The organism is Vibrio sp. 10N.247.311.49 (assembly GCF_041467655.1).
GTDB classification, from domain to species: domain Bacteria; phylum Pseudomonadota; class Gammaproteobacteria; order Enterobacterales; family Vibrionaceae; genus Vibrio; species Vibrio crassostreae_C.
The window spans coordinates 190,700-216,231 of sequence record NZ_JBFSVA010000002.1; the positions used below are offsets into that span (position 1 = coordinate 190,700).

23 protein-coding genes are annotated in these 25,532 nt (G+C 44.1%); 8 read left to right on the top strand and 15 right to left on the bottom strand.

The annotated features are described in order from the left end of the window. Nucleotides 1-159: 159 nt before the first annotated feature. Nucleotides 160-1,386 (top strand): DUF819 domain-containing protein, encoded by a 1,227-nt coding sequence (locus AB6E54_RS03620; protein ID WP_017064792.1) that lies wholly within the window; start codon nucleotides 160-162, stop codon nucleotides 1,384-1,386. Nucleotides 1,387-1,514: 128 nt separating this feature from the next. Here AB6E54_RS03620 and tdh read toward each other — a convergent pair whose 3' ends face one another. After that, nucleotides 1,515-2,546 carry an L-threonine 3-dehydrogenase gene (gene tdh, locus AB6E54_RS03625; RefSeq protein ID WP_017059546.1) on the bottom strand — a complete coding sequence of 344 codons (1,032 nt, stop codon included), beginning with the start codon at nucleotides 2,544-2,546 and terminating at the stop codon, nucleotides 1,515-1,517. A gap of 110 nt (nucleotides 2,547-2,656) precedes the next feature. Then, nucleotides 2,657-3,850 (bottom strand): glycine C-acetyltransferase, encoded by a 1,194-nt coding sequence (locus AB6E54_RS03630; RefSeq protein ID WP_017064793.1) that lies wholly within the window; start codon nucleotides 3,848-3,850, stop codon nucleotides 2,657-2,659. Between the two features lie 455 nt (nucleotides 3,851-4,305). On the opposite strand from AB6E54_RS03630, the gene AB6E54_RS03635 reads away from it, so the two are divergent. Continuing rightward, on the top strand, nucleotides 4,306-5,238 hold the full coding sequence (locus AB6E54_RS03635; RefSeq protein WP_017059538.1) for a LysR family transcriptional regulator: 933 nt from the start codon (nucleotides 4,306-4,308) through the stop codon (nucleotides 5,236-5,238). Continuing rightward, a complete protein-coding gene (locus tag AB6E54_RS03640; RefSeq protein ID WP_102393573.1) occupies nucleotides 5,238-5,621 on the top strand; it encodes a VOC family protein in 384 nt (127 codons plus the stop codon). The genes AB6E54_RS03635 and AB6E54_RS03640 overlap by 1 nt, the downstream gene beginning before the upstream one ends. A gap of 111 nt (nucleotides 5,622-5,732) precedes the next feature. On the opposite strand, the gene AB6E54_RS03645 is transcribed toward AB6E54_RS03640, so the two are convergent. From AB6E54_RS03645 to AB6E54_RS03660, 4 genes are all read right to left on the bottom strand, one after another. Beyond that, a complete protein-coding gene (locus AB6E54_RS03645) occupies nucleotides 5,733-7,268 on the bottom strand; it encodes a PepSY-associated TM helix domain-containing protein (protein ID WP_372107176.1) in 1,536 nt (511 codons plus the stop codon). 111 nt (nucleotides 7,269-7,379) lie between these two features. Further along, nucleotides 7,380-7,730, bottom strand: a complete 351-nt coding sequence (locus AB6E54_RS03650; protein WP_017064798.1) for a hypothetical protein — start codon at nucleotides 7,728-7,730, stop codon at nucleotides 7,380-7,382. A 301-nt stretch (nucleotides 7,731-8,031) separates the two neighbouring features. After that, the gene (locus tag AB6E54_RS03655) at nucleotides 8,032-8,427 is read right to left on the bottom strand and encodes a cytochrome b562 (RefSeq protein ID WP_017059534.1); all 396 of its coding nucleotides are present in this window, start codon (nucleotides 8,425-8,427) and stop codon (nucleotides 8,032-8,034) included. A gap of 144 nt (nucleotides 8,428-8,571) precedes the next feature. Continuing rightward, nucleotides 8,572-9,318, bottom strand: coding sequence for a phosphatase (locus AB6E54_RS03660; RefSeq protein WP_017059533.1), 747 nt, complete (start codon nucleotides 9,316-9,318; stop codon nucleotides 8,572-8,574). A gap of 321 nt (nucleotides 9,319-9,639) precedes the next feature. Between AB6E54_RS03660 and AB6E54_RS03665 the strand changes: the two genes are divergently transcribed. Further along, nucleotides 9,640-12,663: an HD domain-containing phosphohydrolase gene (locus tag AB6E54_RS03665; protein WP_372107174.1), complete on the top strand. Its 3,024-nt coding sequence runs from the start codon at nucleotides 9,640-9,642 to the stop codon at nucleotides 12,661-12,663. Nucleotides 12,664-12,705: 42 nt separating this feature from the next. On the opposite strand, the gene AB6E54_RS03670 is transcribed toward AB6E54_RS03665, so the two are convergent. Then, the gene (locus AB6E54_RS03670; RefSeq protein ID WP_372107172.1) at nucleotides 12,706-13,734 is read right to left on the bottom strand and encodes a DMT family transporter; all 1,029 of its coding nucleotides are present in this window, start codon (nucleotides 13,732-13,734) and stop codon (nucleotides 12,706-12,708) included. 91 nt (nucleotides 13,735-13,825) lie between these two features. Here AB6E54_RS03670 and AB6E54_RS03675 point away from each other — a divergent pair, with 91 nt between their 5' ends. Both AB6E54_RS03675 and AB6E54_RS03680 read left to right on the top strand, forming a co-directional pair. Further along, nucleotides 13,826-14,773 (top strand): LysR substrate-binding domain-containing protein, encoded by a 948-nt coding sequence (locus AB6E54_RS03675; protein ID WP_065584578.1) that lies wholly within the window; start codon nucleotides 13,826-13,828, stop codon nucleotides 14,771-14,773. A 36-nt stretch (nucleotides 14,774-14,809) separates the two neighbouring features. Further along, nucleotides 14,810-15,130, top strand: a complete 321-nt coding sequence (locus AB6E54_RS03680) for a heavy metal-binding domain-containing protein (RefSeq protein WP_004730185.1) — start codon at nucleotides 14,810-14,812, stop codon at nucleotides 15,128-15,130. A gap of 217 nt (nucleotides 15,131-15,347) precedes the next feature. Here AB6E54_RS03680 and AB6E54_RS03685 read toward each other — a convergent pair whose 3' ends face one another. Together AB6E54_RS03685 and AB6E54_RS03690 are read right to left on the bottom strand one after the other, a co-directional pair. After that, on the bottom strand, nucleotides 15,348-16,613 hold the full coding sequence (locus AB6E54_RS03685; protein ID WP_372107170.1) for a peptidoglycan DD-metalloendopeptidase family protein: 1,266 nt from the start codon (nucleotides 16,611-16,613) through the stop codon (nucleotides 15,348-15,350). A 161-nt stretch (nucleotides 16,614-16,774) separates the two neighbouring features. After that, nucleotides 16,775-17,614, bottom strand: coding sequence for a tetratricopeptide repeat protein (locus tag AB6E54_RS03690; protein WP_372100092.1), 840 nt, complete (start codon nucleotides 17,612-17,614; stop codon nucleotides 16,775-16,777). Between the two features lie 276 nt (nucleotides 17,615-17,890). On the opposite strand from AB6E54_RS03690, the gene AB6E54_RS03695 reads away from it, so the two are divergent. Next, nucleotides 17,891-18,406: a cytochrome b gene (locus tag AB6E54_RS03695; RefSeq protein ID WP_082151303.1), complete on the top strand. Its 516-nt coding sequence runs from the start codon at nucleotides 17,891-17,893 to the stop codon at nucleotides 18,404-18,406. Nucleotides 18,407-18,486: 80 nt separating this feature from the next. Here AB6E54_RS03695 and AB6E54_RS03700 read toward each other — a convergent pair whose 3' ends face one another. The 5 genes from AB6E54_RS03700 to AB6E54_RS03720 all read right to left on the bottom strand — a co-directional run bounded on the left by AB6E54_RS03700 (nucleotide 18,487) and on the right by AB6E54_RS03720 (nucleotide 23,828). Further along, the gene (locus AB6E54_RS03700; protein ID WP_017064806.1) at nucleotides 18,487-18,921 is read right to left on the bottom strand and encodes a hypothetical protein; all 435 of its coding nucleotides are present in this window, start codon (nucleotides 18,919-18,921) and stop codon (nucleotides 18,487-18,489) included. Nucleotides 18,922-19,037: 116 nt separating this feature from the next. Then, nucleotides 19,038-19,304, bottom strand: a complete 267-nt coding sequence (locus tag AB6E54_RS03705; protein ID WP_017059525.1) for a hypothetical protein — start codon at nucleotides 19,302-19,304, stop codon at nucleotides 19,038-19,040. A 235-nt stretch (nucleotides 19,305-19,539) separates the two neighbouring features. Beyond that, complete coding sequence (locus AB6E54_RS03710; protein ID WP_372107168.1) at nucleotides 19,540-21,324, bottom strand: ABC transporter ATP-binding protein; 1,785 nt, start codon at nucleotides 21,322-21,324, stop codon at nucleotides 19,540-19,542. Further along, nucleotides 21,318-23,081 (bottom strand): ABC transporter ATP-binding protein, encoded by a 1,764-nt coding sequence (locus AB6E54_RS03715; RefSeq protein WP_372107166.1) that lies wholly within the window; start codon nucleotides 23,079-23,081, stop codon nucleotides 21,318-21,320. The genes AB6E54_RS03710 and AB6E54_RS03715 overlap by 7 nt, the downstream gene beginning before the upstream one ends. Nucleotides 23,082-23,309: 228 nt before the next feature. After that, entirely contained in the window at nucleotides 23,310-23,828 is a 519-nt protein-coding gene (locus tag AB6E54_RS03720) for an NUDIX hydrolase (protein ID WP_372107164.1), read from the bottom strand. 302 nt (nucleotides 23,829-24,130) lie between these two features. On the opposite strand from AB6E54_RS03720, the gene AB6E54_RS03725 reads away from it, so the two are divergent. Further along, nucleotides 24,131-24,391 (top strand): DUF333 domain-containing protein, encoded by a 261-nt coding sequence (locus AB6E54_RS03725; protein WP_102332036.1) that lies wholly within the window; start codon nucleotides 24,131-24,133, stop codon nucleotides 24,389-24,391. Nucleotides 24,392-24,545: 154 nt separating this feature from the next. Here the strand turns inward: AB6E54_RS03725 and AB6E54_RS03730 are convergent, their stop codons facing one another. Continuing rightward, nucleotides 24,546-25,424: a YdcF family protein gene (locus AB6E54_RS03730; protein WP_229647725.1), complete on the bottom strand. Its 879-nt coding sequence runs from the start codon at nucleotides 25,422-25,424 to the stop codon at nucleotides 24,546-24,548. Between the last annotated feature and the right edge of the window lie 108 nt (nucleotides 25,425-25,532).

The window sequence follows — 25,532 nt, forward strand, 5'->3', positions numbered from 1 at the left end:
TAAATAACGCACGACATTCACAAATTCAAACCATCAAAATTAACATAAACATTTCAAAATATGTCTATCGTTACAATTTGTAACGACTAGCGGTTGTCGGTATAGTCCTGCAATTCAAAAAAGTGAGACCTTTGCGCTCACCTTAAAGGAGATATAATAATGATTACTAATGATGCTGTAATAATGGGCATGTTAGCTGTTATTCTTGGCGGTGTTTTTATCACGGAAAGTAGCCAAAATAGCGCACTGAAAAAATTCTACTCGTTCGTTCCGGGTCTATTGCTCTGTTACTTTGTTCCCTCTTTATTAAACAGCTTCGGCATAATCGATGCTTCGAATTCTAAACTGTACTTTGTTGCAAGCCGTTACTTACTTCCGAGTGCACTCGTTCTACTGATCATCTCTGCAGATCTGCGCAAGATCTTTGGACTAGGTTCAAAAGCCGTCATCATGTTCCTAACCGGTACTGTCGGTATTATCATTGGCGGCCCATTGGCTATCTTGATCATCGACCAAATAAATCCTGGCCTTGTATCGGGTGATGTATGGCGTGGTCTAACAACGGTGGCAGGTTCTTGGATTGGCGGTGGTGCAAACCAAGCTGCAATGAAAGAAGTATTTGAAGTTGACGATCAGTTGTTCTCTGCGATGATTACTGTGGACGTAATCTGTGCCAATATTTGGATGGCAATATTGCTTATCATGGCAGGTCGTCAGAAGAAGATTGATGCATGGTTAAAAGCCGATACTTCATCTATCGAAGACCTAAAAGAAACCGTATCTAAGTACCAAGAAGAAAACGCGCGTCCGACGACGACAACGGATCTAATGAAGATCACTGCGATTGCGTTTGGCCTTACGGGCTTAGCACACTTCTTTAGCGACATTATCGCACCATGGATCTCAACTAATGCTCCTGAACTGGCGCAATACAGCCTGACTTCTGGATTCTTCTGGTTAATCGTAATGGTGACTACGTTTGCACTCATTGCTTCATGCTTCAAATCAACACGCAGCCTTGAGCACAGTGGCGCATCTAAAGTGGGCTCTGCATTCATCTACATCCTAGTTGCCACTATTGGTATGCAGATGGATATCACAGCTATCTTGGATAACCCAGGCTACTTCTTCATCGGTATCACTTGGTTAACCATCCACGCGATTATCATGATTGTGATGGCAAAGCTAATCCGTGCACCACTGTTCTTCATGGCAGTAGGTAGCCAAGCTAACGTCGGCGGTGCTGCATCGGCTCCTATCGTAGCGGCAGCGTTCCACCCAGCATTAGCTCCAGTAGGTATTCTAATGGCTGTACTTGGTTACGCACTCGGTACATACGGCGCTTACATCTGTGGCCTAATCATGCAGGCTGCTGCATTGGGTTAACAACTCATTGCTGTAAAAAATGGGCAACTGAACCTTGATCATATCGCCCATTTTCTTGAGTTCCGAGATGTAAAAAAGGCGACAGTAAAAACTGTCGCCTTTCTAATATCTTGTTACTCAGCTAAAGCTTATTCCCAATCAAGAATTACTTTACCTGACATACCAGAGCGCATCATGTCGAAGCCTTTCTGGAAGTCGTCCACTTTGTAGTGGTGAGTAATGATTGGTGTTAGATCTAGGCCTGATTGGATTAGTGAAGCCATCTTGTACCAAGTTTCGAACATCTCACGACCGTAGATACCTTTGATAACCAAGCCTTTAAAGATGACTTGGTTCCAGTCTACTGCCATGTCTGATGGTGGAATACCTAGTAGAGAGATCTTACCGCCGTGGTTCATGTTAGTCAGCATGCTGTTGAACGCAGATGGGTTACCAGACATTTCTAGGCCTACATCGAAGCCTTCAGTCATGCCAAGATCAGACATTACGTCTTCAAGCTTCTCTTCCATCACGTTTACTGCGCGAGTCACACCCATTTTCTTAGCAAGATCTAGGCGGTACTCGTTTACATCAGTGATTACAACATGACGAGCACCAACGTGCTTAGCAACAGCTGCAGCCATGATACCGATTGGGCCAGCACCAGTAATTAGCACGTCTTCGCCAACTAGGTCGAAAGAAAGTGCTGTGTGTACTGCGTTACCAAACGGGTCAAAGATTGAAGCTAGATCGTCAGAGATTTCTGCAGGGATCTTAAATGCGTTGAACGCAGGAATCACAAGGAACTCAGAGAACGCACCAGTGCGGTTAACACCAACACCTGTTGTGTTACGACAAAGGTGAGTACGGCCGCCACGACAGTTACGACAGTGACCACATGTGATGTGACCTTCGCCAGATACACGGTCGCCGATTTCAAAACCACGAACTTCTTGGCCAATGCCAACAACTTCACCCACGTATTCGTGACCTACTACCATAGGTACTGGGATTGTGTTTTGTGACCACTCATCCCAGTTGTAGATATGTACGTCAGTACCACAAATTGCGGTTTTCTTAATACGAATAAGAAGATCATTATGACCCATTTCAGGTTTTTCAACCTCGGTCATCCAAATGCCTTCTTCAGGCTTTAGCTTAGAAAGTGCTTTAATTTTCATAATGTTACCTAGTTCATCTCGCCTAACTGTAAGGCGAGAATCAAAAATCTATATATTCTACTGGGTGTTGCTCTATCTAATTAAAGGATGCTCGTGGCATCCCTTTAAAATTAGATGATACCCATGTCTTTACCAACTTGAATGAACGCATCGATTGCGCGGTCTAGTTGCTCACGAGAGTGTGCAGCAGACATTTGCGTACGGATACGAGCTTGACCTTTTGGTACTACAGGGAAAGAGAAACCTACAACGTAGATGCCTTTCTCTAGTGCGCGCTCAGCGAACTCAGCCGCTACTTTTGCATCACCAAGCATGATTGGGATGATTGCGTGGTCTGCACCGCCCATAGTGAAGCCAGCTTCTTCCATGCGAGTACGGAAGTGAGCAGAGTTTTCCCATAGTTGAGTACGTAGGTCGCCAGATTCCGCAAGAAGATCTAGAACGCGGATAGACGCAGATACGATTGCAGGAGCAACAGAGTTAGAGAATAGGTATGGACGAGAACGCTGACGTAGCCAGTCGATCACTTCTTTCTTACCAGAAGTGTAACCGCCTGAAGCGCCACCCATTGCTTTACCAAGAGTACCAGTGATGATATCGATACGGTCTACAACGTTGTGGAACTCGTGAGTGCCCGCGCCGTTTTCGCCCATGAAGCCCACTGCGTGAGAGTCATCAACCATTACTAGTGCGTCGTACTTGTCTGCAAGGTCACAGATAGCAGGAAGGTTAGCCACTACGCCGTCCATTGAGAACACACCGTCAGTTACGATAAGTGTGTGACGAGCGCCAGCTTCTTTAGCAGCGATAAGTTGCTGCTCTAGCTCTTCCATGTTGTTGTTCGAGTAACGGAAACGCATTGCTTTACACAGACGAACGCCATCGATGATAGATGCGTGGTTTAGTGCGTCAGAGATGATTGCGTCTTCTTTACCTAGAATTGTTTCGAACAAACCAGCGTTTGCATCAAAACAAGATGTGTAAAGGATAGTGTCTTCTTTACCTAGGAACGTAGAAAGCTTTTGCTCTAGTTCTTTGTGAGAATCTTGAGTACCACAGATGAAACGTACTGAAGCCATACCAAAACCGTGCTGATCCATACCATCTTTAGCTGCTTCGATAAGAGCTGGGTGGTTAGCAAGACCTAAGTAGTTGTTTGCACAGAAGTTTAGTACTTCTTCACCAGTCGAGATAGAAACCGCTGCTTTTTGTGCAGAAGTAATAATGCGCTCAGACTTGTAAAGACCTTCTTCTTTAACTTCTTCGATTTGAGTTTGAATCTGTTGGTAAAATGCAGAAGACATTGTCTATTCCTTCCTAATTATTATTCAGCAGCATCGCGCGCCGCATTATGTAGGGGATGTAAACGATTTCAATTCGATCATTTACACTGTAAAACTTATACCCCTATTCTAGTTGAACATCTCCTTCTCGATTATCCCTTTAGTTGGAAAAACATTAATGAATCACAGGCACGAATAATAGTTCATCCCAGTGACGCAGGGCACATAAACGCCCTTCACCTGCTTTTTTAAACGCCAAATTAGCTATAATTTCCGTCTAATTTCGCTTTCATATCAAATCTCAATTTTTCATCTCAGAATGCGCAGCAGCAACGCCGCTATACAGATGAGCTTCAAACACAACAACCTATCAGAGCAATCACGTCAATCAATTAATGAAATTTATTCACAAATCAAAGTAAATCGCTCACAATGACCATTAAGTTCATCGTTGAAACTAGCTTAACTGGATACTTATGATTAACCCAAAACTCATCGCCCTGCTTCCGGATCTCGCCTCGTTCATTTTGGTGGTTAACGAAGGTAGTTTTACGGCTGCAGCAAAACAGTTAGGCGTGACACCATCAGCCTTGAGTAAGCTCATCACCCGCTTGGAAAAAGCGCTATCGGTGAAACTGTTTGAGCGTACCACTCGTACCCTTATCATTACGCAAGCGGGTCAATTGGTTTATGATCAGAGTGTGGTGATGATCAACGCAGCGCAACAAGCCGTTGAACTGTCTACCTCCGACCATACCGAACCTGCAGGCTCGATAACGGTAGCGGCGCCTGAAGCCTTCTTGAATTCGGTATTGCAGCCTTTCGTTGTTCCATTCTTAAATCAGTATCCAGAAATCCAACTTAAATTGAGAGCGGCTGACGGCGACATCGATATTTTACGTCAAGGCATCGACATTGCTTTCCGCCTGACTGATAAGCCCGACGAAAGCTTAGTATTGAAAGAGTTAGGAAAAACAAACCTCGTGTTGTGTGCAAGCCCTGACTATTTAGATGCCAAGGGGATTCCTCACCACCCTACCGAGCTGTCTGAACACGACTGTTTGTATCTTGCAGAGACAGACAAAGATCACATTTGGGATTTTCTTAAAGATGATGAATTTCACACAGTACCCGTCAGTGGACGTTACGCAGTTAACCACTCGCAGATGCGACTGAAAGGTGTGAAAGAAGGTCTAGGCGTCGGTATTTTCCATGACTTCGTGATTCAAGATGCGTTGGCTGAAGGGTCTGTAGTACAAGTGTTGGAAGATTGGACCATCAAGAGTAATTACCATGGTGCGATTGCGATGCAGTTTGCTCAAACCAAGTACATGCCCGCTCGACTGCGTGTATTCATTGATTACGCCATGGAGCACTTAGGTGACAAGTTGGCAGGAGAAATAAACTGATGTTGAAAGGAATACACCACGCAGCCATAATCTGTTCAAACTACAACGCATCGAAGCACTTTTACACCGAGATTTTAAAACTTGAGATCATTGCCGAAAACTATCGAGAGGCTCGCCAGTCGTACAAACTTGATTTAGCGCTACCTAATGGTGCTCAGATAGAACTATTCAGCTTCCCTAACGCACCGGAAAGACCTAGCTTTCCTGAAGCTCAAGGGCTAAGACACTTAGCTTTTTGTGTTGATGACGTTCAACAAATCAAAAGCTATTTGGAAGAACAAAGAATCGAAGTCGAACAGATCCGAATTGATGAATTTACAGGTAAAGCATTTACTTTTTTTGCCGATCCTGACGGGCTTCCGTTAGAGCTTTATGAAATCTAGAGCTTTATCAAATATAGAGCTGTACAAGTCTAACGTCTTCTTAATAAACAGAGCATGTCATCTGAATAATGAAACTGACCTCCTGAAAAAGGAGGTCAGTTTGTATATCAATTAACTCAATGCCGTCTTGAATTTCTCAACGTGTGAAAATAGTAACCAATCCAGCAGCATTGCTGTCACGATCGTCGCTCCCGCCAGTGGAAACAGTACTGAAATAACTATCACGATCACTAAACCTGTCTTCCAAAGCCCTGCATCGCCAAACTTCGGTGGCGTGCCAAGCTTTCTTTGACCTGAAGGTCTACGTATCCACCACATCACACCGCCAGTCACGGACACAACAATGAACGCCAAACAAAACAAAGCATTTAGAAGCTTGTTAATGATGCTGATGTCACCTTGATGCAATGAAATACCTACCGCTAACGTTTTGGCAATGAAGTTATAATCTTGCCATGTCACCTCACCCAGAATACGACCTGAGTATTGGTCGAGGTGCGTAGTACGATCCTGCGTTGGATCGATGATGTCACCGCCCATAGTGTTGGCTGTGACCGTGTAAACACCTGTTTCTGAACGCGGGAAATTCACCTTGTATTGAGTGAAACCAAGTGAGTATGCTTTTTCAGTAACGTCATCAATGTCGAAGTTGCTTGCTGACAACACATGTTGAGAGTGATCTTCACCCATCTTAGAGTGATCATGAGGTTCCGTCGCCTCTTCCACATGATGAACGTGTTCTGCTGGCTTATCTTGAGACAAAGGCAATAGTGTTTGCTCCAAGTTCCAAGGTAGCTCTTCTTCTGAGCCATGGTTGAGGGAAGCGTGCGTCTTATCAGACAACGGAATATCGTCCCACATTTGAGCAGGGAAAGTGCTCCATGCTTGAACAAGCTTACCGCCCCAAAAACCTGTCCATGCCAATCCAGACAGAATAAACAACAACAGAACGAGCGATAACACACCTCCAATGTTCGCATGCAGATCACGCATTAAAATACGCGTTCCTGAACCAAATCGAAGCTTAAGAAAACCAGCGCGGCTCGCGTTATCTCTAGGTAACCATAAGTAAATACCACTGATGAGCAACAGAATAGACAAGCTTATTGCGACTTCAATTAGATAATCACCCCAATCACCAATCAACAAAGTGCCGTGAATGTCATTCGCGAGTTGGTACAGGCTGTCGCTACGCGGAATCTCTCCGACCACTTCGCCCGTATATTGATTTACCGTGGCGAAGACCGATGTGCCGTCTACAAGTGCTACCGAAAAGCGGTTAGCCAGATCAGGAGCTTTGCTCGGAACAAACTGGGTAACCGAACCTTGTGGGTATTGAAGTTGTACTGCAGCTAACTGTTGTGACACTTTAATCGGCTCGCCCGATGCAACAATCTCTAGGGCTTCGTGGTGGAAAGTCAATTCGATTTCATCATCAAACAGCATCACCAAACCTGTAATGCTCAGCATTAACATAAACGGGATAACAAATAGCCCAGCATAGAAGTGCCAGCGCCATGTGAGGAAATAGAGGGTTTTATTGCGGTCTTTGCTTTTTATATTGGTTTCCGAACCGGTTGTTGCACTGCTTTTAGACTGCGAAGTTGCTTGTGCTTTCGCAGGGGTTTGAGATTCATTTCTCAACATTATAATTTCCTTTGACACACGCAAACATACCTTCTGAAAAATCAGAAAGTAATCTGAGCATGTTTAACTTTACTTAATACTTTATTTTTTAATTATTTTAATGGGTTAGGTTTAAGCAATAACAAAGGGAGGGCCGCGCGGGGCTTGCCTCGTGTAGCGTTCGCTTAGAGCCAAAAAAGCGTAGCTGTCGGAGACAATAGAACTCAGTCGAGTTGTCAGCAGTGTAGTGGGAAGTTCATCTTGGTGAAACGTGGAAAAATGGCTAAACGGACACGGCTTTCCTTTATGAGTATTAGGTTCGCCTTCTTCGATTTGAACCAATTCAAAGCCATTGACCGTACATAACGACGCCCATACTCCCGCACTATTACCATGAGCATTGATAACAGGCATTAATGTCACTAGCGCCCAGCTTAATGCTGTTGCAAGTAACATGAAGAAGTTGAACGAGGTTCGGCGCATTATTCCAAGTCTTTATAAATTTCCCTTATTATGAGGGACTTGGAATATAGGTAAACGTAAAGATTAACAGCAAGTTAAAAAATTGAAGCTAACGCACACTCTTTTTCGTTAAATACTGGTTACAACACTAAAGCTAACAAAGTAATACTCATCTCTTTGCAGCAGGCTTTCGATAAAAGAGACAATAAAAACGCCGCCTTACACCTTCCTCGAAAGAGGGTAATGTAAGGCGGCGTTTTAGAAATCGAATCTTGAGGTTTGCTCTTTGTTACCTATCTAGCAAACGTTCATGATTAACGAATTAACCGAAGATCTTGCTCCAGATGCTTGGGTTACGCTTCTCATGGTACTCTTCACGAAGGCCATCAATAGTACGAAGTTCTTGCTGTGCCGACGCTAAGTCACCTTGGTCTAGCTTCTGCTCAATGCTATCCAGTGATGCACTGATCTTTTTGAAGCCTTCCATGAAGTTGTCTTCTTTCTCGACTGGGTAAACACCCGTTTTCAGCTCTGCCACTAGCGTATCTAAACGAACGATAGGCTTTTGCATCTCTTCAATGCTTTGAGCTTCTGCCGCTTGTTTGAACGCAAGCTTCATTTCTTGCATGTTTTTCTTAAGGTCTACATTAGCAAATGCGTTGCCAGACAATACTGAAGCAGCGATTAAGCCAGATAAAAGGATTGAGCGAGTTTTCATTGTTTCTCCAAGTGAAGCGGTGTCTTTGAAGTTAGAGCCGTCATTACTGTGGCACTTCGACTTTATTATTTTCGGCTAGTGTATACAAAAATCTTTCAGGCACAAAAATTGATTGTGTCGAAATGCAAACCCGCCGACATTCTCTTAAACAAGATCTGAATATTCTGGGATTTCATTACGACCGCGCAAGGCCAAAAAGGCTAGGAACTGCTTTGGCGAATGGGTAATCACTTTACTCGAATCTACGCCCACTTCATCTAACAATGCTGCGACTAAGTCTAAGCCACCGACATCTAAACAGAAATGCGCATCGCTGCCTGTTGTAATAAATGCACCCTTCGCTTTCGCTATTCTTGCAATCTCATAGCAGCGGTCAACACTGCCAACTCGGCTATTGCCTTTGAGTGTGGTGTTGTTGATCTCAATCGCCACGTTGTTCTCAACCGCACATTGAATAACGGCTTCGAAATCGAAATCAAAATTAGGATTGCCTAAGTGACCAAGCGCATCAATTCGACCGCCCTTAATCACATTCAACAATGCTTCTGTATGGGTAGCGACATCCGATGGGCGAAATACTGGCTCATGAAAACTCGCGATCACCCAATCCAAGTTCTTATCCACACTCGGATGAATGTCGATTTCACCCTGTGTGTTCATGATGTTTGACTCAACACCTCGAATAATTGCGACATCTTCAATAAAACGAGGGAGCACACGCTGATTGCTGAAGAACCAATAGTGTGGCGCGCCCGGCATTGATTCTGAATGATCAGTAGTACAAAACATGGCTAAACCATTTTGCTTTGCCGACTTGGCGTTTTCGATCAATGTGCTGTAAGCATGACCACTTGCGTATGTGTGGGTGTGAGTATCTACTTTGAGTTCCATGAATCAATGCCCTCTTCGCTCGGTCAAAATACGTTTTTCAGAAAGTAACTCTGAATCTCTTTCAGGAAAAGAATACTTCAGAAAATGAATGCCTAATGGCAACAATTCGGCCAGTTTATCAGCTGAAAGTGACAATTAGCACCCAAACATAAAGGTTTATTACTGGTTCATTTACACGACACGGGAATACGTGGCTAACCAGAGCCAGCCAGCGCTTGGTCTTATCTAAGTCGAACCGCACACACTCGGTAATTGCGCCAATTTTTTGCAACCTACCCAAGTTCGTCAATACTTAAACCAGCCTACAAACTGGAGTGTTAGATGAGAAGAAGACGATATCCGCTGAGTATCCACATCACTAGCCTTTTCCTAATTTTGACAACACTTGTCGGTGCGGTATTGATTTCGATTAGTTATCGGCACTCCCAAGAGCTGCTGCTAGGCACAGTGCGCGAGATCAGTAATGAGCACCGCGACAAACTGGAATCAGTATTTAAACAAGCCATTGCCCCTGTTATCACAACCTTAAATGTGATGGCGGTGAGCCCGTTTGTTGCTCATCAAGCTTCCGCTGTCGAAAAAGACTCTTGGCTTGCTTCGGTCGATATCATCTTCAAGCAAAACACCAATTTGGTCGCTCTATTTTATGGTTCTGAAGATGGTGACTTCAGAATCTTTCGTCCATTAAGCACCAATAAACAGAGAGCCGAAAACAGCGCGCCCGCTAAAGCGACCATGATGGTCAGCAGCACCAATCTAGACGGTGAAAACTTTATTACCTATCTTGATGGCGCACATCAAGTGGTCAGTACTCGACAAGCAGAGAGTAAGTTCAACCCCACCACTCGTCCTTGGTTTCGTAACGCAAAGCCTGATGGCTCAATACAACTCTCTGAACCCTATCTGTTCTATTTCCTGCAAACCAATGGTATTACGCTCTCTAGGCGTTCTGCCGATGGCAAGCATGTGGTTGGTGCCGACTTTACGTTGAGTTCCCTCTCTTCTCAGATCAGTGAATTAGCTTATTCTCCGCAAACCCGACTCGCCTTGTTCGATCAACATTTTAATCTTCTCGGTCAGCATCAACTTGAGCTATCAGTACCCAAGCCTGACTCCCAATCTGATGACACAAGTAAAACTGAGCAAACGAACAACCAAACGACGGGGAATCTCTCTGGCAGTGAGCAAGACCAAAGCTTCTTTAATGTGCCCAAACGTGAACAGATGGAAGCATTGAAAGCGTCCGTTATTGCGCCGCTTATCTCTGATGAAGAGAAGTTTAACCTCAATCTAAAAAACGTTGAGTACAACTTAAACACTTGGGCACTAACGCTAACGCCGGTTCAACTGACTCAAAATGTCACCTTATACTTGGCAGAAGCGACGCCACACAATGAGCTGCTCGCTGATCTTATCTCGATGCGAGACAAGCAAGTTGCGGTCGCGATTGGGATGTTGTTCATCTGCTTCGCTATCGTATGGTTTGTTGCTAATCGACTGTCTCAGCCGCTCAATACGCTGATGCAACTCACCGACAACATCGCTCGGTTCGACTTCAGGCGTACTCATTATCCCAAAAGCATGATTCAAGAAGTGGCTAACCTCGCCCACTCGATTGAGCTAATGGAACACACGCTTCATGATCTGATTACCCTACTTCGAGACACCGCCGGGAATCAGGAGTTTTCGATCTTAGCCAAGAACATTGCTCATCAAAGCTATTTAATCACCAAAGCAGAAACCATTGTCCTTTTCACTCAGTCCAAAGAGAAAGACGTGTTTGATACGGCAGCTAACCTTGCCATTCTTCCTTTTAAGGCCGACATCAATGACTTCATCAAACACACGCCTTGGTTGCTGTGTCAGCTTAAATCTGGTGAGACGATCCATTTGAACAGAGAAGACAATGTTCTCAACTATTACCAAGATTCGATCTTCAATTCAGACCTGTACCTATTTCCACTATTAAACCGAGAGAAACTGTTGGTAGGGATTGTGGCAATTGGCTATGAGAGACCAATTACCAAGATGCAGGCAGACAAGCACGCCTTTTTAAGAGAGTTGCTCAGCTTTGCGGAAATAGCGAAAGACAACATCGACCAAATGCAGCAACAAAAAGACATGCTTAATGCCTTTATTGAGCTGATTGCATCGGCGATTGATACCAAGTCACCTTATACGGGCGGGCATTGCCAACGAGTGCCTGAGCTCACCAAATGGCTAACTCAAGCAACCATAGATGATGACCGCTATTACCCGCAATTCTCATTGGACAGTAAACAGTGGGAAGAGTTGATGCTCGCCGCTTGGCTTCATGACTGCGGCAAGGTGACCACGCCTGAATATGTGGTAGATAAGGCAACAAAACTGGAAACCATTTACGACCGAATCCACGAAGTGCGAATGCGTTTTGAGTTGTTGAAACAGCAAGCGGAAACCGATTACTGGAAAGCGATGGCGAACGGTGCACTACAAGAAGAACAACTCAAAATACTCGAACAAAACCTGTCTGAACTGGATGAGGAGTTTGCCTTCGTTGCTGAGTGTAATCTTGGCGGCGAATCTATGACGGAAGAGCAGCTAGAACGCTTAGATCAAATAGCCAAACGCCAATGGAAACGTACACTGGATGATCAATTGGGTTTGTCTTGGTCTGAAAAAGAGAGATTTAACACCCAAAAAGAGTCGGTTGAGAAAGAGAGAACTGAGCCAACAAGTCAGGAAAAGGGTTTGCCTGTCATGGAGCCTCTGCTTGCAGACAAACCGGAGCATAAAATACCTTGGGACAATGGCTTTAACCCTGCCGATGTATGGCAAGAAGCGTTTGTACTTAAGCCCGGAGAAGTTAAATACAACCAAGGTGAACTGCACAATTTGAAAGTACGCCGTGGTACGCTAAACGATGAAGAACGTTTCATGATCAACGATCATATTATCCAAACCTTCACCATGCTCAACAAGTTGCCTTACCCGCCTTACCTTCAAAACATTCCGGATATCGCCAGCGGACACCACGAACGTATCGACGGTAAGGGATACCCAAGAGGCTTAAACGAAGACCAGTTACCTCTGCCGTCCAGAGCAATGGCAATTGCTGATGTCTTTGAAGCGCTCACCTCTAGTGATCGCCCTTATAAGAAAGGTAAGCTCTTAAGCGAATCACTCAACATCATGACCGACATGGCCACCAGCGGTCATATCGATCCCAAGTTGTATTTACTGTTTTTGGAAAACAAAATCTACGATAAATACGCTGAGCGATTCCTAGAAATGAACCAACGCTGCGAGATTGACCCGCACGAACACATCGACCGAGTAAAAGAATACATACGCTCATTGTTCTAAGTTTTAAATTAACCATTCAGAGGATAAGCCATAACTCAATGGTTAGCTTTTAGCTGCCGAGTCCAATACCGCAACGTCCACTACAGTCGCTACAGCCACTGTGACTCGCGGTGTCTGGTTGGCTTTTGCTTTGCTGTGTCTCTTTGCTAATAGCGTGTTGGTGATACTCGCCACAACAATCAGGTTAATGCCAATCATCTGCTGAGTAGAAAACACATCATCAAAGAACAAACCCTGCCATAAGGCGCTAAACAGCATGTTAGTAAAAATCAGTGGTGCCAACTGGGAACCGCTGTCTGCAAGCTTATAAGCCTTGGAGCGGAAGATTTGAGTATTGATGGTAAACAGTGCGAGTCCAAATGCACCAAGTCCAATCCAACGCAAGTCATCAAACGACAGCAAAGTCGTTAAAGCTCCATACACACTATCCCCCTTAAGTACATCTGGTACAGCAGAAACAGAAGTCAACACGAGCATAGGTATAACAAGTATTGCTGCGACTAAAAAGGTCCATGCATTAAGCTCTGCTGGTGTCAGGCTAGTTTTAGATGCTCGGTACAGACTCACTTGCGAGCCAGAATTAAATACCCCCGCGAGAAGTCCAAGCAGAAGCGCAGGTCTAAAGAACTCAGAACCCAACTCAAACTGCGACCAATCCCCCGCCATCATCACTACGCCAACAAAAGTGACAGCTAAACACACGATCGTCGTTGTATGAATCTTGGTTCTAAATATTAACTTTTCTAACAATGGAATAAACAGAGGACCCGTACTGAATAACACAACCCCTTCAACCAGCGTTAAGGTTTGCAGTGAAGTAAGGAAACACCACTGACACGCCACCATAAAGATCGCTCGCATCACCAAAGGTTTCCACATTTCTCGTGTCGGCTTGCTGATTTTGTAAAAAGTCAGGAAAAGAAATAAAAACAGACTGGGTAACAAAAAACGCACAAAACTGAGTAACGAAGTGGGCATCACTTCAGATAGATACTTGGCCATCAAGCCACTTAAAGACAAACTGAACGTCGACAACAACATGAAAGTCGTCGCCTTGGTAATATCAGACATAATTATCACCTCCTATGACATCTATTTTAGAGGCGTGACGTAATGAAAAATAGCGAGTAATATTAACGATAACTGTAAGGAAAACTTACCAATGAAAAAACTCGTTCCGCTTAAATCCGTTTACGCTTTCATTGCTGTCGCTGAGACTGGCAGCATGACCGACGCCGCTCGGGTGCTGTACGTCAGTCACTCTGCGGTAAGCCAAGCGATAAAGTCGTTAGAACAACTGGTCAACAAGCCTTTGTTTCAACGAGTCGGTCGTCGTGTTGTTCTTAATGCCGCAGGTAAGCGATATTACCGCAAAGTCGCGCCCGCACTTGAGCAAGTGATAGAGGCGACCGAAGAGCTTGCCAGAACGCCTAACGACCACCGCATTACCCTCAACATGGTCAATTCGCTCGCGATGCACTGGTGGATCCCACGAGTTCCCGACTTCCAAGCTTTCGCTCCCTCACTTGATATCCGTATTTCGACGCTAACTGGCCCTTTCGATATTGAACAGGAAGGGGTCGATGTTGCGCTCGTACATGGCAAGCCCAATGAGTGGGAGCAATATTACAGCGAGAAACTGGGCGACGATGATCTGGTCTTGGTGTGCAGCCCTACTCTATTAAAAAACCAGACCGGATTGAGCGTCGAGCAACTCGTCAAACAAAACCCGACCATTGGCGTTTTTAACCTCAGGCGGCAACACGACTGGCAAGTGTGGTGCGACAATTACCAAATTCCACTGCCCACATTCCATAGCAATCTGACGTTCGATGTCTCCATTCAAGCGGTGCAAGCTTCAATTCGTTCGTTAGGCGTACTAGTAACGCATCGCTTGTTTGTGAAAGATGATATCAGCCATGGGATGCTTGTCGAATTGGGTAAACCGGTTGCTAACCCGCACCAAGATTTTTACTTTGTTTGCCCAAAAAACAAATTAAAACAAGAAAGTGTGCTAAAACTGAGAACATGGTTAAGACATGAATTCACACGCTCAGAGACAGCACTGAACGATGACATTCAAGAGCAAGACCAAACTATCAATCAATAAGCGAGTGACAGCTCAGCAAGCTTACAAGAGGCCATTATGATTATTACCACCACACAATCAGTCGAAGGCAAGCGCATTGTCGATTACAAAGGGGTTATTGCCGGAGAAGCCATTCTAGGGGTGAACGTTTTCAAAGATATGTTTTCAGGAATTCGTGACTTTGTGGGTGGACGTTCTGGCACCTACGAGAAAGAACTGGAAAAAGCACGTAACTACGCGTTCAAAGAGTTAGAACAGAAAGCGATTGAAGCGGGTGCCAACGCGGTGGTAGGCGTAGATATTGATTACGAAGTCTTGGGAACAGGTAATGGCATGTTGATGGTCTCTGCTAGTGGCACGGCGGTTGTCGTCGCTTAATCGCCTAGTCGCTCAATCGCTTGGTCACTTAGTCACTTAGTCACTTAGTCACTTAGTCACTTAGTCACTTAAGATCTCAACACATGAGCACTTGGGCACATAAGATGTTGAGCACTTAATCTATTAAGCTATTGAGCAATCAGGCAGCCTAATGAAAACTCGTTCCAACCCTTTGATGATTAGCCGCCAAAGGGTTAGAACAGTTATAAGCTGATACTTAGCTTGATGTTACTCGTGCAACCTTTTGCCCTGAGAGCATGTCATCAAACGAGGCAACTCTCGCCAAGAATGCACCTTTATTTTCGGGTAAGATAGAACTCGCTAAAGGTAAGTTCGCTTTCATCGAATCCACAGCTCTTCCACGAACCAGTACTTCAAAATGCAAATGCGGCCCGGTTACGCGACCAGTCGTGCCTGACAACGCAATTTTCTGCCCACGCTTAACCTGCTGCCCCTTCTTAACCAAGAATCGGCTCAAATGCAGATAGCGAGTTTTGTAAACACTGTTATGTTCAATCACTATGTATTTCCCCGCATACGGGTGGTTACGAATAGCAATAACTCGACCATCACCGGTTGAATAAACTGGCGACCCTACGGGTGTTGCGAAGTCAGTACCATTATGCGGAGATATACGTCCGGTCACTGGGTGCTTACGGTACGGGTTAAATGGCGAAGTAATTCTTCGGAATTGTTTGTCTATTGGGTAGCGATTGAACGCTTGCTCAAGGCTATTACCCTCTCTGTCGTAGAAGCGTCCATCTGGAGCAAGAAACGCGGCCACTTCCTTACCTCGTAACGTAATCGATATGCCTTGGATCTCCGTTTTTCCTGTTAGATGGTCGCCTGTGTATTGCTCATTGACCAACACATTAAACTCATCGCCCGCTCTTAACTGCTTTGAGAAGTTAATCTTGTCTCTTAACGTTCGAGTAATATTGGCGATCTGGGCGGTTGTTAATCCCGCTTTGTATGCTGACGTTGAAAAACTGCCATGAACGGTGCCCGTATAGAGCTTTTCTTTCCATTCGCCAGGCATTTCATGGAATTGGTAATTAAAGCTTCCATCATCATTTCGAGTAAAGGCTGCTTGCTCAACCAAACTCTCGTGATAAATCAGCTCCACAAGCTGTTTTGAGTCACTATCCAAAAGCAACTCTAGATGGTCACCAGGTTTTATTGTGTCGAGTTTCAAAGACTCCAGATCCGCTTCCATCACCTTTTGAACGGTTCCATATGGCAGTTGCCATGACGAAAAGATGTTGCTTAGCGTATCGCCAACTTTCACAAAATAATGGACCTTAACCAAAGAGTTGGGAGTCGCTTGCGAGTCGATGACTTCCTTATCATTAGGTTGAGAACCTTGGTAAGGTGTTATTTTGATAGAGATTTCTGGTGCTGGTTTGGAGTGAAAAGAGAGCAAAGCAGCAAGGGAAAATGCGCTGATCGCAGTAACGATCAGACTAATACGGAGGAACTTCATAAAATACTTAGCGGTTATAACGAGGAACTTAGAAAGTGTTATAACATAACAATTAAATCAAAAAAATAAATGAAATGTAAGAAACCATAGCGCGATAGGTGTGAAAGTATGGTGAGCATGCAAAGCCCACCACCTTAGTTAACACGGATCTTTACCTCATATTACTCTTCACGAAGTACTTCGAAGCGTTCTAAGCCTCGCAGCATCTCAAAGTCCGGCTCTTCAGTTAGCAGCTCTCTCATGGACCCACTGGCTTCAATAGCGCGCTCTAAGTCATCGATAGCTTGACCTTCTGCCCCTAATCGAGCATAGGCGCAAGCACGTTGATACAAGGCATGAGCATTTTGGTCATCGACTTCTAATACACGGTTACAAAGACTCATTGCCCAGTGGTATTCCTGTATATCCATAGCAGCGTCAGCTTTGGCAGTAAGTGCTTCTAAATCTCCAGGACGAACCTTCAGTATTTCATCGTAGATTTCAATTTTTTGCTCTGCCGTTTGTGCGTTCTGTGCTCTCAACCATAGGTTATGAATCTCATTGATAATTTCAATTTCGCGGTTGTTGTCGGAAATGATTCTGGTCTTGCGCTTAAGATCCCGTTCAAGAACATTAAACTTCTTCTCATAGTCTTGAGCGATAGAATTAAGTCGCTTATCAGCCATGTCTTGAGTTGTGTGTTTAAGCTCTTTGATGGATTGCCAACCCACCAGCGCGATAAGAGAGGCCACACCAGCAATAATGTAGAAGAAGTAGGTTACGGTTACATTGGCGTAATTCAGAGACTTGTCTGCCACAGTCAGTTCCCGGTCAGTCATCTGAATGGTCAAGCGTCTTTCAAGATCCTGCTGTTCCATTCGAAGCTGCTTCAACTCATCCAAGATATAGCGTTCCATCAGCGGTCTATCCAAATACTCTTGTTCCGAGTACTTAACCTCTTCGCTTGCAAAACTCATCGTGCTGAACACCGAGATAACTGCAACCAATAAGATTCGAAGCATTATACATTCCTTATATGTTTATATTTAGACTAACTGTATCTCGTAATAGGCATACAAGCTAGGAAGTCGACAAGTTTGCTATGTCCATATTGGAATTAACACTCTAAAACATCATTGATAATTATAAAACACCTGAAGCAACATCATTAATTTCTAAATTATAAAAATACCGCGTAATACTGTTCTATATGATTAATTCGCGATGCGAATATACCGAAAAATGGTTTATTGCATCGAGATGAATCTTATATTAATAGCGATCAGAACGAGGTTAATTTGAATAATCCACGATACGATTTAGTAAGCCGTGTACTGCACTGGGTAATGGCTTCTGTAATCATCTATGCAACAATCGCAGGGTATGTGATGCACTATGTCACCAGTCATCCAGAGCTGTTTTCTTTTCTGTCAGTGCTCAACATGTCATTGGCGACCGTTGCGACGCCACTGCTTGTGGTTCGTTATATCTGGAGCCACTTTCGCTCGTCGCCAAGCATGCCAACCTCTGTGCCTGAAGGGCAAAAATGCGTTGCCAAGCTTGCACACTCTTTGATGTATCTTGTGATGTTTATGGTTTTCAGCACCGGCTACTTAATGCTAAAAGAACCGTACTCTTTATTTTGGTTAGTGAGCGTAAATAATCTAATTACCGACTCTGCAATCAACGGCTTCTTTTTCTATTTACATCGTGCCAGTTGTATTGCCCTAGCCTGTTTAATTGTGCTGCATATCAGTGCCGCACTTAAACATCACTTTGTCTCTAGGAACTATGTATTGAAGATGATGCTCTAGATTCAAAGAATTCAAGACAATTTGCACAAACAACAAAAAAGCCATAGCATGTTCGCTATGGCTTTCTTATTTCAATTTGATTACTTGGTTTGAGTATCAATCATCACTTGCCAGTATTCACATTTAGCCAAGAACTCTTTTAAATAAAGCTCTGGGTTAGCAAGTTTCTCACCGCCTTTAACATCAGCACCAGTCACACGCCAAAAGCCACGAGTGACCAAGTTTCGATGATAAATAAAATCGTTGAGTTCATTAGCCTTCAAAGGAAGTTGTTCACCAAACGTATTTTCGTAGCGGCTCAGAGTCGAGGCTTGTTCACTTGGCTTCTCCCTTAAAAAGGTATCCAAATCCAAACCTAATGACTGTTGCTGCTCTTTTGATAGGGCTTTAGCTAATTTAGAGATCACACTGAACAGAGCCAACTCAACTTTTTGAGACGCTAATAACGATGCACCTAAAAGTGCATGTTCGTTGGAAATATGTTGTTCTGTTGATGAAACGGTTGCTGTTGTCACTGTGTTAACCTCAAATAATCATAACGGGTGTTACTGAACTGGATAGAGTCTTTTCACTAAGCTGAATCTTATTCTTGTTATTAAGAAGAATCTTGCAGCTAAGCAGAGCCTTTCGACTAAGCAGAATCTTTTAGCAGAACACGGTCAGCATCAATAATGGTGAAGCCTGATGCATCTTCATTCTTTTCGACTTGCACTAAACCTTTAAAACCAATCTGCGACAGCTTCTTCGCAAGTTGATCTGGTGCTGTTTCAAAAACAACATTCATAAAAGGTAAAGACTCAGCATCAACAAAACCATGCTCGTTAAACAGTTCCATTGCTTGAGATAAATGGTCTGAGTCGGTTAATTCGATAATTTCTACAACTTCTTCCAACAACATTTTCGATTCCATATTCGCCAGAAAGTGACTGACACAAGCCGGTTCTTTTTGCTTGCATACATCCCGATGCCCTAAGACACCCCTTTAGTAGTAGGGAGATCATAACATATTAATAATCGTAAAATATGTTTTATTTTCCCTAAGCTACTGGGAATACTAGAAAAGAATAGAAATTGGTGAAACATAAGCAACACCAATTCATAGTATCGATAACGGTAAACCTGATTTGAGGTGATCAGGCAACCGTTACTTGAGAATCGCCCGTTTCTACAATCGATTCTTGTAACAAGCCAGCATAAATACCATTGTGTGCCACCAGCTGTTGATGATTACCTTGCTCAACAATTTCACCCTTTTCCAACACCAAAATCGTATCTGAGTGACGAACGGTACTCAAACGGTGTGCAATCGCAATCACGGTTTTTTCCTTGAAAAGGCGCTGCATTGCTTTTTGAATCAGGTCTTCAGTGATTGAATCTACCGAACTGGTCGCCTCATCAAGCATCATCAATTGACCACCCTGTGCAACCGCTCGAGCGAACGAGATAAGCTGCGTTTGCCCTACAGACAAGTTAGAGCCGTTCTTTTCCAAGTGGAAGTCATAACCTTGTGGCAATTGTTCAATAAACTTATCGGCATAAACATAGCGCGCCGCCTGTTCAACCTCAGTTCTAGATAGATGCGTTTTGCCCAGCGCGATATTGAATTGGATGGTCTCTTCAAATAAGTGCACGTCTTGCATCATCATTGAGAACAAATGAGCAGAGTCTTCACTTGAGATCTGTGACAGCTCTATTCCATTCAACAAAATGCTGCCTTCATAGTCTTGGTAGGCTTTAGAGATCAGACGCAGAATCGTCGACTTGCCCGAGCCCGTCGAACCCACAAGCGCGATTTGATGCCCTTTCTCCAATACAAACGAGACATTCTTTAGAACGTAGGGAGAGTCGTCTTTGTAGCGGAAGCTTACGTTCTTAAACTCTAGGCTCACAAACTGTTCAAGCTGCTTCTCAACCTTGTTAGATGACAACAGGTTGCGCCCTTCTTCTTCAGTCGGCTCAACAAACAGCTCTTCAATATGGTCAAACGCTGCAAATGAACTCTGAATCGAAGCGATCTGCGAAGTAAAGTCACGAATCGGAACAAACACTTTCTCTAAGGTGTTGATGAACGCAATCAGCACACCCAAGGTGAGCGCCCCTTCTAACACTTGCTCAGAGCCATACCAGATCATAATCGCGATAGTGATGGAGGTGATGCCAGAGATAAACGAGAACAAAATCGCATCGTATTTATTGATCTTCTTCTGCGCTCTTAAAAACTCATCGGTATAGCCTTGGTAGCGTTGCTCGACTTGCTCTTCCGCTCGGTACATCTGAACGGTTTTCATGCCAAATAAGACTTCTTGTAAAAAGCCAATACCGCGAGCGAGAGAAGAACGAGTCACCTTATAGAGAGCACGAAGTCGGTTTCTCACATACACCGTCAAATACATCACTGGCGGCATAATGATCAATACAATCATCGTTAACTGCCAATCAATGAAGAACATCATCACCAACAGAGCAATGGTATTGATGCTGTCTTTAACTAGCCCGACAACCGACTGAACAAACGTCTCGCCGATGGTTTCCAAATCACTGGTTAATCGTGAAAGCGTTACGCCAATCGGTGTGTTATCAAAATAGCTGCGTGGCAGTTTGAGCACGCGAGCAAACAACACTGAGCGCATGTCAGTTATCGTGTATTGCCCAGTTTTACGAAGGTTGTACGAATAGGTGGTATCCACCACATAACTCGCCACCAGCACGACAACGAGATAGAAGACGTATTCGAGCAGACCATCCATATCCCCATGACTCAGGTGAACATCGATCACTTGAATGATCAGCCAAGGGAACAACAAGCTCGTGATGACAGAAAGAGGAAGCATAGCGATGCCCAGAATCGCAGAGCCTTTGTATTTCTTAGCAAACTTAAAAAAGTGCTTGAGGTATTTGAGATCAACACCTTTTAACATGCTGCTGCCTCCGTTTCATTCTGCTGTAGTTGCCATGTATCGTAATAGTAATCACAGGTTTTCAATAACGTGGCGTGGTCGCCCTTCGCGATCACTTTACCTTCGTTCAACACGATGACTTCATCCATATATTCAAGGGCATTAACGCGGTGTGAAACCACAAGAACCGATTGATTTTCCAAACGTTTAAACAAACCTTCCAAGATCTTACGTTCTGTTTCATAGTCGACAGCCGATAGAACGTTATCCATGATGATCAGGTCGGTGGGTTGCAATAAAGCACGCGCAATACTTAAGCGCTGCTTCTGACCACCTGACAACATGATCCCTTTCTCACCGACTAAGGTTTGATCGCCGTGTTCAAAACGTGTCACATCACTAGCCAACTGGCTGAGCTCTAGCACTTCATCAACCTGACTCTTTGCCAAATCGGTATCTAGGCTACCAAAGCGGATATTGTCTTCGACGGTTGCTGAAAACAGGTAAGGGTCTTGAGTCACGGTTTTCACGTAACGGCGTAAGTCACTGCGTGAGAAGCTAGTGACATCTCTTTCACCAAGGAAAACAGAACCTTGTGGTACATCCAAGTGGTGGTTTAAGCAGTTCACTAATGTCGTTTTACCCGCTCCGATCCCGCCTAACACACCCACTTTCTTACCTGTTGGAATATCAAAGCTGATGTCATCGAGAATCACGCGTTCTTCACCTGAATAGCTGAAGCTGAGGTTGCGAACAGAAAACGTTTTTCCCTTCAGTGATTCAACATCTAGTTCAGTCAGCTTATCTTCATCAAGCTCCGGGACTTTGGCATTAAGAATGGTTTGTGCACTTTGAATACCTACCATGCCACGCTGATAAATGGTCGCGATTCTGCCAAGTTGCATCAATGGCATAGCGAGCAAAACCGAGTAAGTCAGAAAGGCGGTAATCTCACCAAGTGTGAGTTCCTGTCTCATTAACATGTAGCCACCAAGCCCAAGAATGATGATTTTCATCAGGTCATTGGCGTAGTCGAGTACCGGCATAAAGAAGACTTGAATGCGTGTAATTTTAAGGCGGCATTCAAGCAATAACTGGTTCAGCTTTTCAGTTTCGGCTTTCACCCAAGGTGACATCTGCTGGCTCTTAATGAGATCAACCCCAGACAGGTAACTCATTAGCTGAGCAGACAGGTTTTGTAGACGCTTCATGTGCTCTAAATGCAGTATTTTCATACGCTTGAAGCCCACACGGAAAATCACAAAAGCGATTGAGATAGGAATGATCGAATAAAGCGTTAATTCTGGTGAGATACGCCACATGTAAAGAGGCGTCAACGACAACGCAAGCAAGGCATTGAAGAACTGCAAGAAGCCGACACCAAACAGCAGTCGAATGCCACTAAGGTCATTGTTGATAATCGAGATCAGTCGACCCGAAGCAAAGCGTTCGTGAAAGCTGCTCGGTAAGCGATTCAACTTTTGTAGAAGTGTACTTTTAAGTGCGGCCTCTGTAATTCGCCCCGGATTAAGCGCATAGATACGAGACAGAATTCTCACCACCACCATGGCAACCGACATCCCGACCACAATCCAAACATAGGTTTGAAGCTGTTGGTGGCCAGTTGAAGAGGCATCATCAATCAAATCTATCGCCAATTGGATATAGCGAGGGATCTCTACTTGTAACCAGTTGACGAGAAAGATGAACACAATCGCCAATAAGTACGAGGTGCGATTCATGCGCAGATAATGGGCAATAAACTGTCTTTTATTCATAGTATTCTTTGTTTAGGGCAGGCTCACAGCGAGATTTAACGATATAACCGGGCAGTTAAGCTAGATAGGTTCATCGCTGAGGTAAAGATACATCAAAAACACTTAGTTGACAATATCAACCATATTCAATAATTAGTTTCGGGTATTAAGTTTTAGCATTGCTAGAAACAACTTTGCCGCCAAAAGTGGCGGCAAATAAATAGCTTAGCAGGCTAGTATTGATAACGGCTAAAGCATCTCTTTGGCAATCAAATGCAGCAAAAAGGTTTCACGTTCAATACTCATGCCCTTCTTAGGGCTCTCTGCCATGGCCTTTTCGTTATGAGCGATCGCTTCATGGATATTCATCCACACCGGTTTCATCCCATTTTTCACTTCATAATCTTCGTAAGCCGTTTCACCAAGCTCACGATCGATCTTGCATGAGTAGCAGTAAGAAATCATGTGCATCATGTCTGCATCATCTTTGTACCAAGGACGAAACTCTTCAAAAATGCCGAACGGCTTGATGCTATGGATATTCTTCGCGCCAGTCTCTTCTTCGAGTTCACGAACCATACCTGCGATCACATCTTCCCCTTCATCCAAACCACCACCAGGAATGGTGTAGTCGTGATAACGCTCTGTATACAGCATCAGAATGTCTTCACCATCTAACACAATGGCACGGGCAGCGTTGCGCTTATAGACCGTTTTATTGTCTAGATGGTCGATATCAGGATGGATGGTTGTTTTTAGGTGTCTCATGATTCTGACTGCTCTACTGAATTTGGCGGCATCATATCATAATCATCAATAGATTCGAGGTTCACAACCGCTAACCAGAACGGAGCGGACGGGGATATTCCTACGGTAACTTGAATCCACTTAGCTTGATCTAACACTCAAAAAGTCGTTAAACATGAAGAAATATCAACCTATTTCAATATCTTGACCAAATTAGGACAACCTTTTCTGAAATCTAAAATATACTAATTTCATAGAGCTTCTCATTTGGTTCTGTAGAACTTAACGCATTCGATTATAGAGTTATCACGTAGGAGATAGACATGAAGAAAATTGGTTTGATGGCTGTATGTGCCGTTGTATTAGGCGGTTGTGCAAACGACTATGCAGAATATAGCGAGGGCCAACGTGTTTCAGTCGCTAACCCAGCAGCGGTTTATTGTGTTCAACAGGACGGTGAATTAGACACGGTTACTGAAAACAATCAGCGTACAACTTACTGTGTATTCGATGACGGTGAACGCATTGAGCAGTGGGAATACTACCGCAACCACCACGAGCAAGATTCAGAAACCCAAAGTTAATCACTGTAATACAACACATGAGCCTTTTGGCCAATGTGACGGGCGGTGATTACGTTCGCGTGAGCAGAAGAAGGCACAAAGCTTCGAGCTTACTGTCTGATTGCCTTTGCGAGTTTAAAGGCCGTTATTGGCATCACGAGAAAGAAATAATCACCTATCGCCACCAGCGATGTGTGAGATCCGATTCCGGATCTAAATAACGGTTCAATAAAGTCAGGTTAGTATCTAGTAGAGCTAGGTATTCCCTGACTTTTTTTACATCGGTACCCACTGAAGTCTGCTGGATACAGCGCTCCAATGCTGGGAGTAAACTCTCCACAATGTCAAAGTCAGATGAACGTCCAACGAGCTCTTTGGCAGTGATCAATGCTTCCAAAGACAGTCTTTCTGGCTCTCGTCTAACCAACTCTAAATCTCGCTTAAATGCGCCCGCACAAACACCTTCAAGATAAACTCGGTAGGTCGTCAGTACGTCCATCAACAGAAACAATTGCCCCTGAGCACTTTGATGTGGGTATGGCACCGCAACATGAGCCTCCAACCTGCGATCTATTTGCTGCTCTACCCCAAGTGCGGAACACTTCTCGATGAGAACTTTAAGCAAACCTTGCTCGCCCATGAGCGATTGAATCTCGAATATACGTTGTAAATGGTAGTCATTCGAAACGAATGTCACTTGCACACTTTGCCCGCGAGTAAACAGCCCGCTTGCAATCAACTCTGAGGCCAAGTTCTGTATGTTCTCGACAGTGTTGGTCGAGTGCTGCTCGAGCAAAATCGCCCCTAAAGAAAACGGATGTTCACGCTGCTTTTCAAGCTTTCTAAAGTACTGGTGCATCGCGTCGGCTTCAGACAGTGTTTGCCCTTTTGTTAGCCCACCACAAAATGCTACCGCAGTTTGCTGATTCGACTCTTCTACCAAAGGCTCCGCCAGATACTCAACCAAAGCATCAACTCGACTGATTCCTTCATCAGTCAATTTATTCTCATTAAGTCGCTTACCCAGCACAATAAGGAGGTGATTAATGCTCATTTTATGTTCAAGTCTCGTTTTGGGGATTAGATGGAGTGAATTATGTATACAATACTTGTTAACAAAAGTATTTTGAAATTCTTATATGTTGCTCGCAATAATGCTCAC

Coding starts and splice junctions, on each gene's coding strand:
- AB6E54_RS03635 (WP_017059538.1), top strand. CDS start 4,306: ATGATTAACCCAAAACTCATCGCCCTGCTTCCGGATCTCGCCTCGTTC.
- AB6E54_RS03640 (WP_102393573.1), top strand. CDS start 5,238: ATGTTGAAAGGAATACACCACGCAGCCATAATCTGTTCAAACTACAAC.
- tdh (WP_017059546.1), bottom strand. CDS start 2,546: ATGAAAATTAAAGCACTTTCTAAGCTAAAGCCTGAAGAAGGCATTTGG.
- AB6E54_RS03675 (WP_065584578.1), top strand. CDS start 13,826: ATGAAAAAACTCGTTCCGCTTAAATCCGTTTACGCTTTCATTGCTGTC.
- AB6E54_RS03645 (WP_372107176.1), bottom strand. CDS start 7,268: ATGTTGAGAAATGAATCTCAAACCCCTGCGAAAGCACAAGCAACTTCG.
- AB6E54_RS03660 (WP_017059533.1), bottom strand. CDS start 9,318: ATGGAACTCAAAGTAGATACTCACACCCACACATACGCAAGTGGTCAT.
- AB6E54_RS03650 (WP_017064798.1), bottom strand. CDS start 7,730: ATGCGCCGAACCTCGTTCAACTTCTTCATGTTACTTGCAACAGCATTA.
- AB6E54_RS03725 (WP_102332036.1), top strand. CDS start 24,131: ATGAAGAAAATTGGTTTGATGGCTGTATGTGCCGTTGTATTAGGCGGT.
- AB6E54_RS03715 (WP_372107166.1), bottom strand. CDS start 23,081: ATGAATAAAAGACAGTTTATTGCCCATTATCTGCGCATGAATCGCACC.
- AB6E54_RS03720 (WP_372107164.1), bottom strand. CDS start 23,828: ATGAGACACCTAAAAACAACCATCCATCCTGATATCGACCATCTAGAC.
- AB6E54_RS03665 (WP_372107174.1), top strand. CDS start 9,640: ATGAGAAGAAGACGATATCCGCTGAGTATCCACATCACTAGCCTTTTC.
- AB6E54_RS03670 (WP_372107172.1), bottom strand. CDS start 13,734: ATGTCTGATATTACCAAGGCGACGACTTTCATGTTGTTGTCGACGTTC.
- AB6E54_RS03710 (WP_372107168.1), bottom strand. CDS start 21,324: ATGTTAAAAGGTGTTGATCTCAAATACCTCAAGCACTTTTTTAAGTTT.
- AB6E54_RS03655 (WP_017059534.1), bottom strand. CDS start 8,427: ATGAAAACTCGCTCAATCCTTTTATCTGGCTTAATCGCTGCTTCAGTA.
- AB6E54_RS03630 (WP_017064793.1), bottom strand. CDS start 3,850: ATGTCTTCTGCATTTTACCAACAGATTCAAACTCAAATCGAAGAAGTT.
- AB6E54_RS03730 (WP_229647725.1), bottom strand. CDS start 25,424: ATGAGCATTAATCACCTCCTTATTGTGCTGGGTAAGCGACTTAATGAG.
- AB6E54_RS03685 (WP_372107170.1), bottom strand. CDS start 16,613: ATGAAGTTCCTCCGTATTAGTCTGATCGTTACTGCGATCAGCGCATTT.
- AB6E54_RS03690 (WP_372100092.1), bottom strand. CDS start 17,614: ATGCTTCGAATCTTATTGGTTGCAGTTATCTCGGTGTTCAGCACGATG.
- AB6E54_RS03620 (WP_017064792.1), top strand. CDS start 160: ATGATTACTAATGATGCTGTAATAATGGGCATGTTAGCTGTTATTCTT.
- AB6E54_RS03680 (WP_004730185.1), top strand. CDS start 14,810: ATGATTATTACCACCACACAATCAGTCGAAGGCAAGCGCATTGTCGAT.
- AB6E54_RS03705 (WP_017059525.1), bottom strand. CDS start 19,304: ATGTTGTTGGAAGAAGTTGTAGAAATTATCGAATTAACCGACTCAGAC.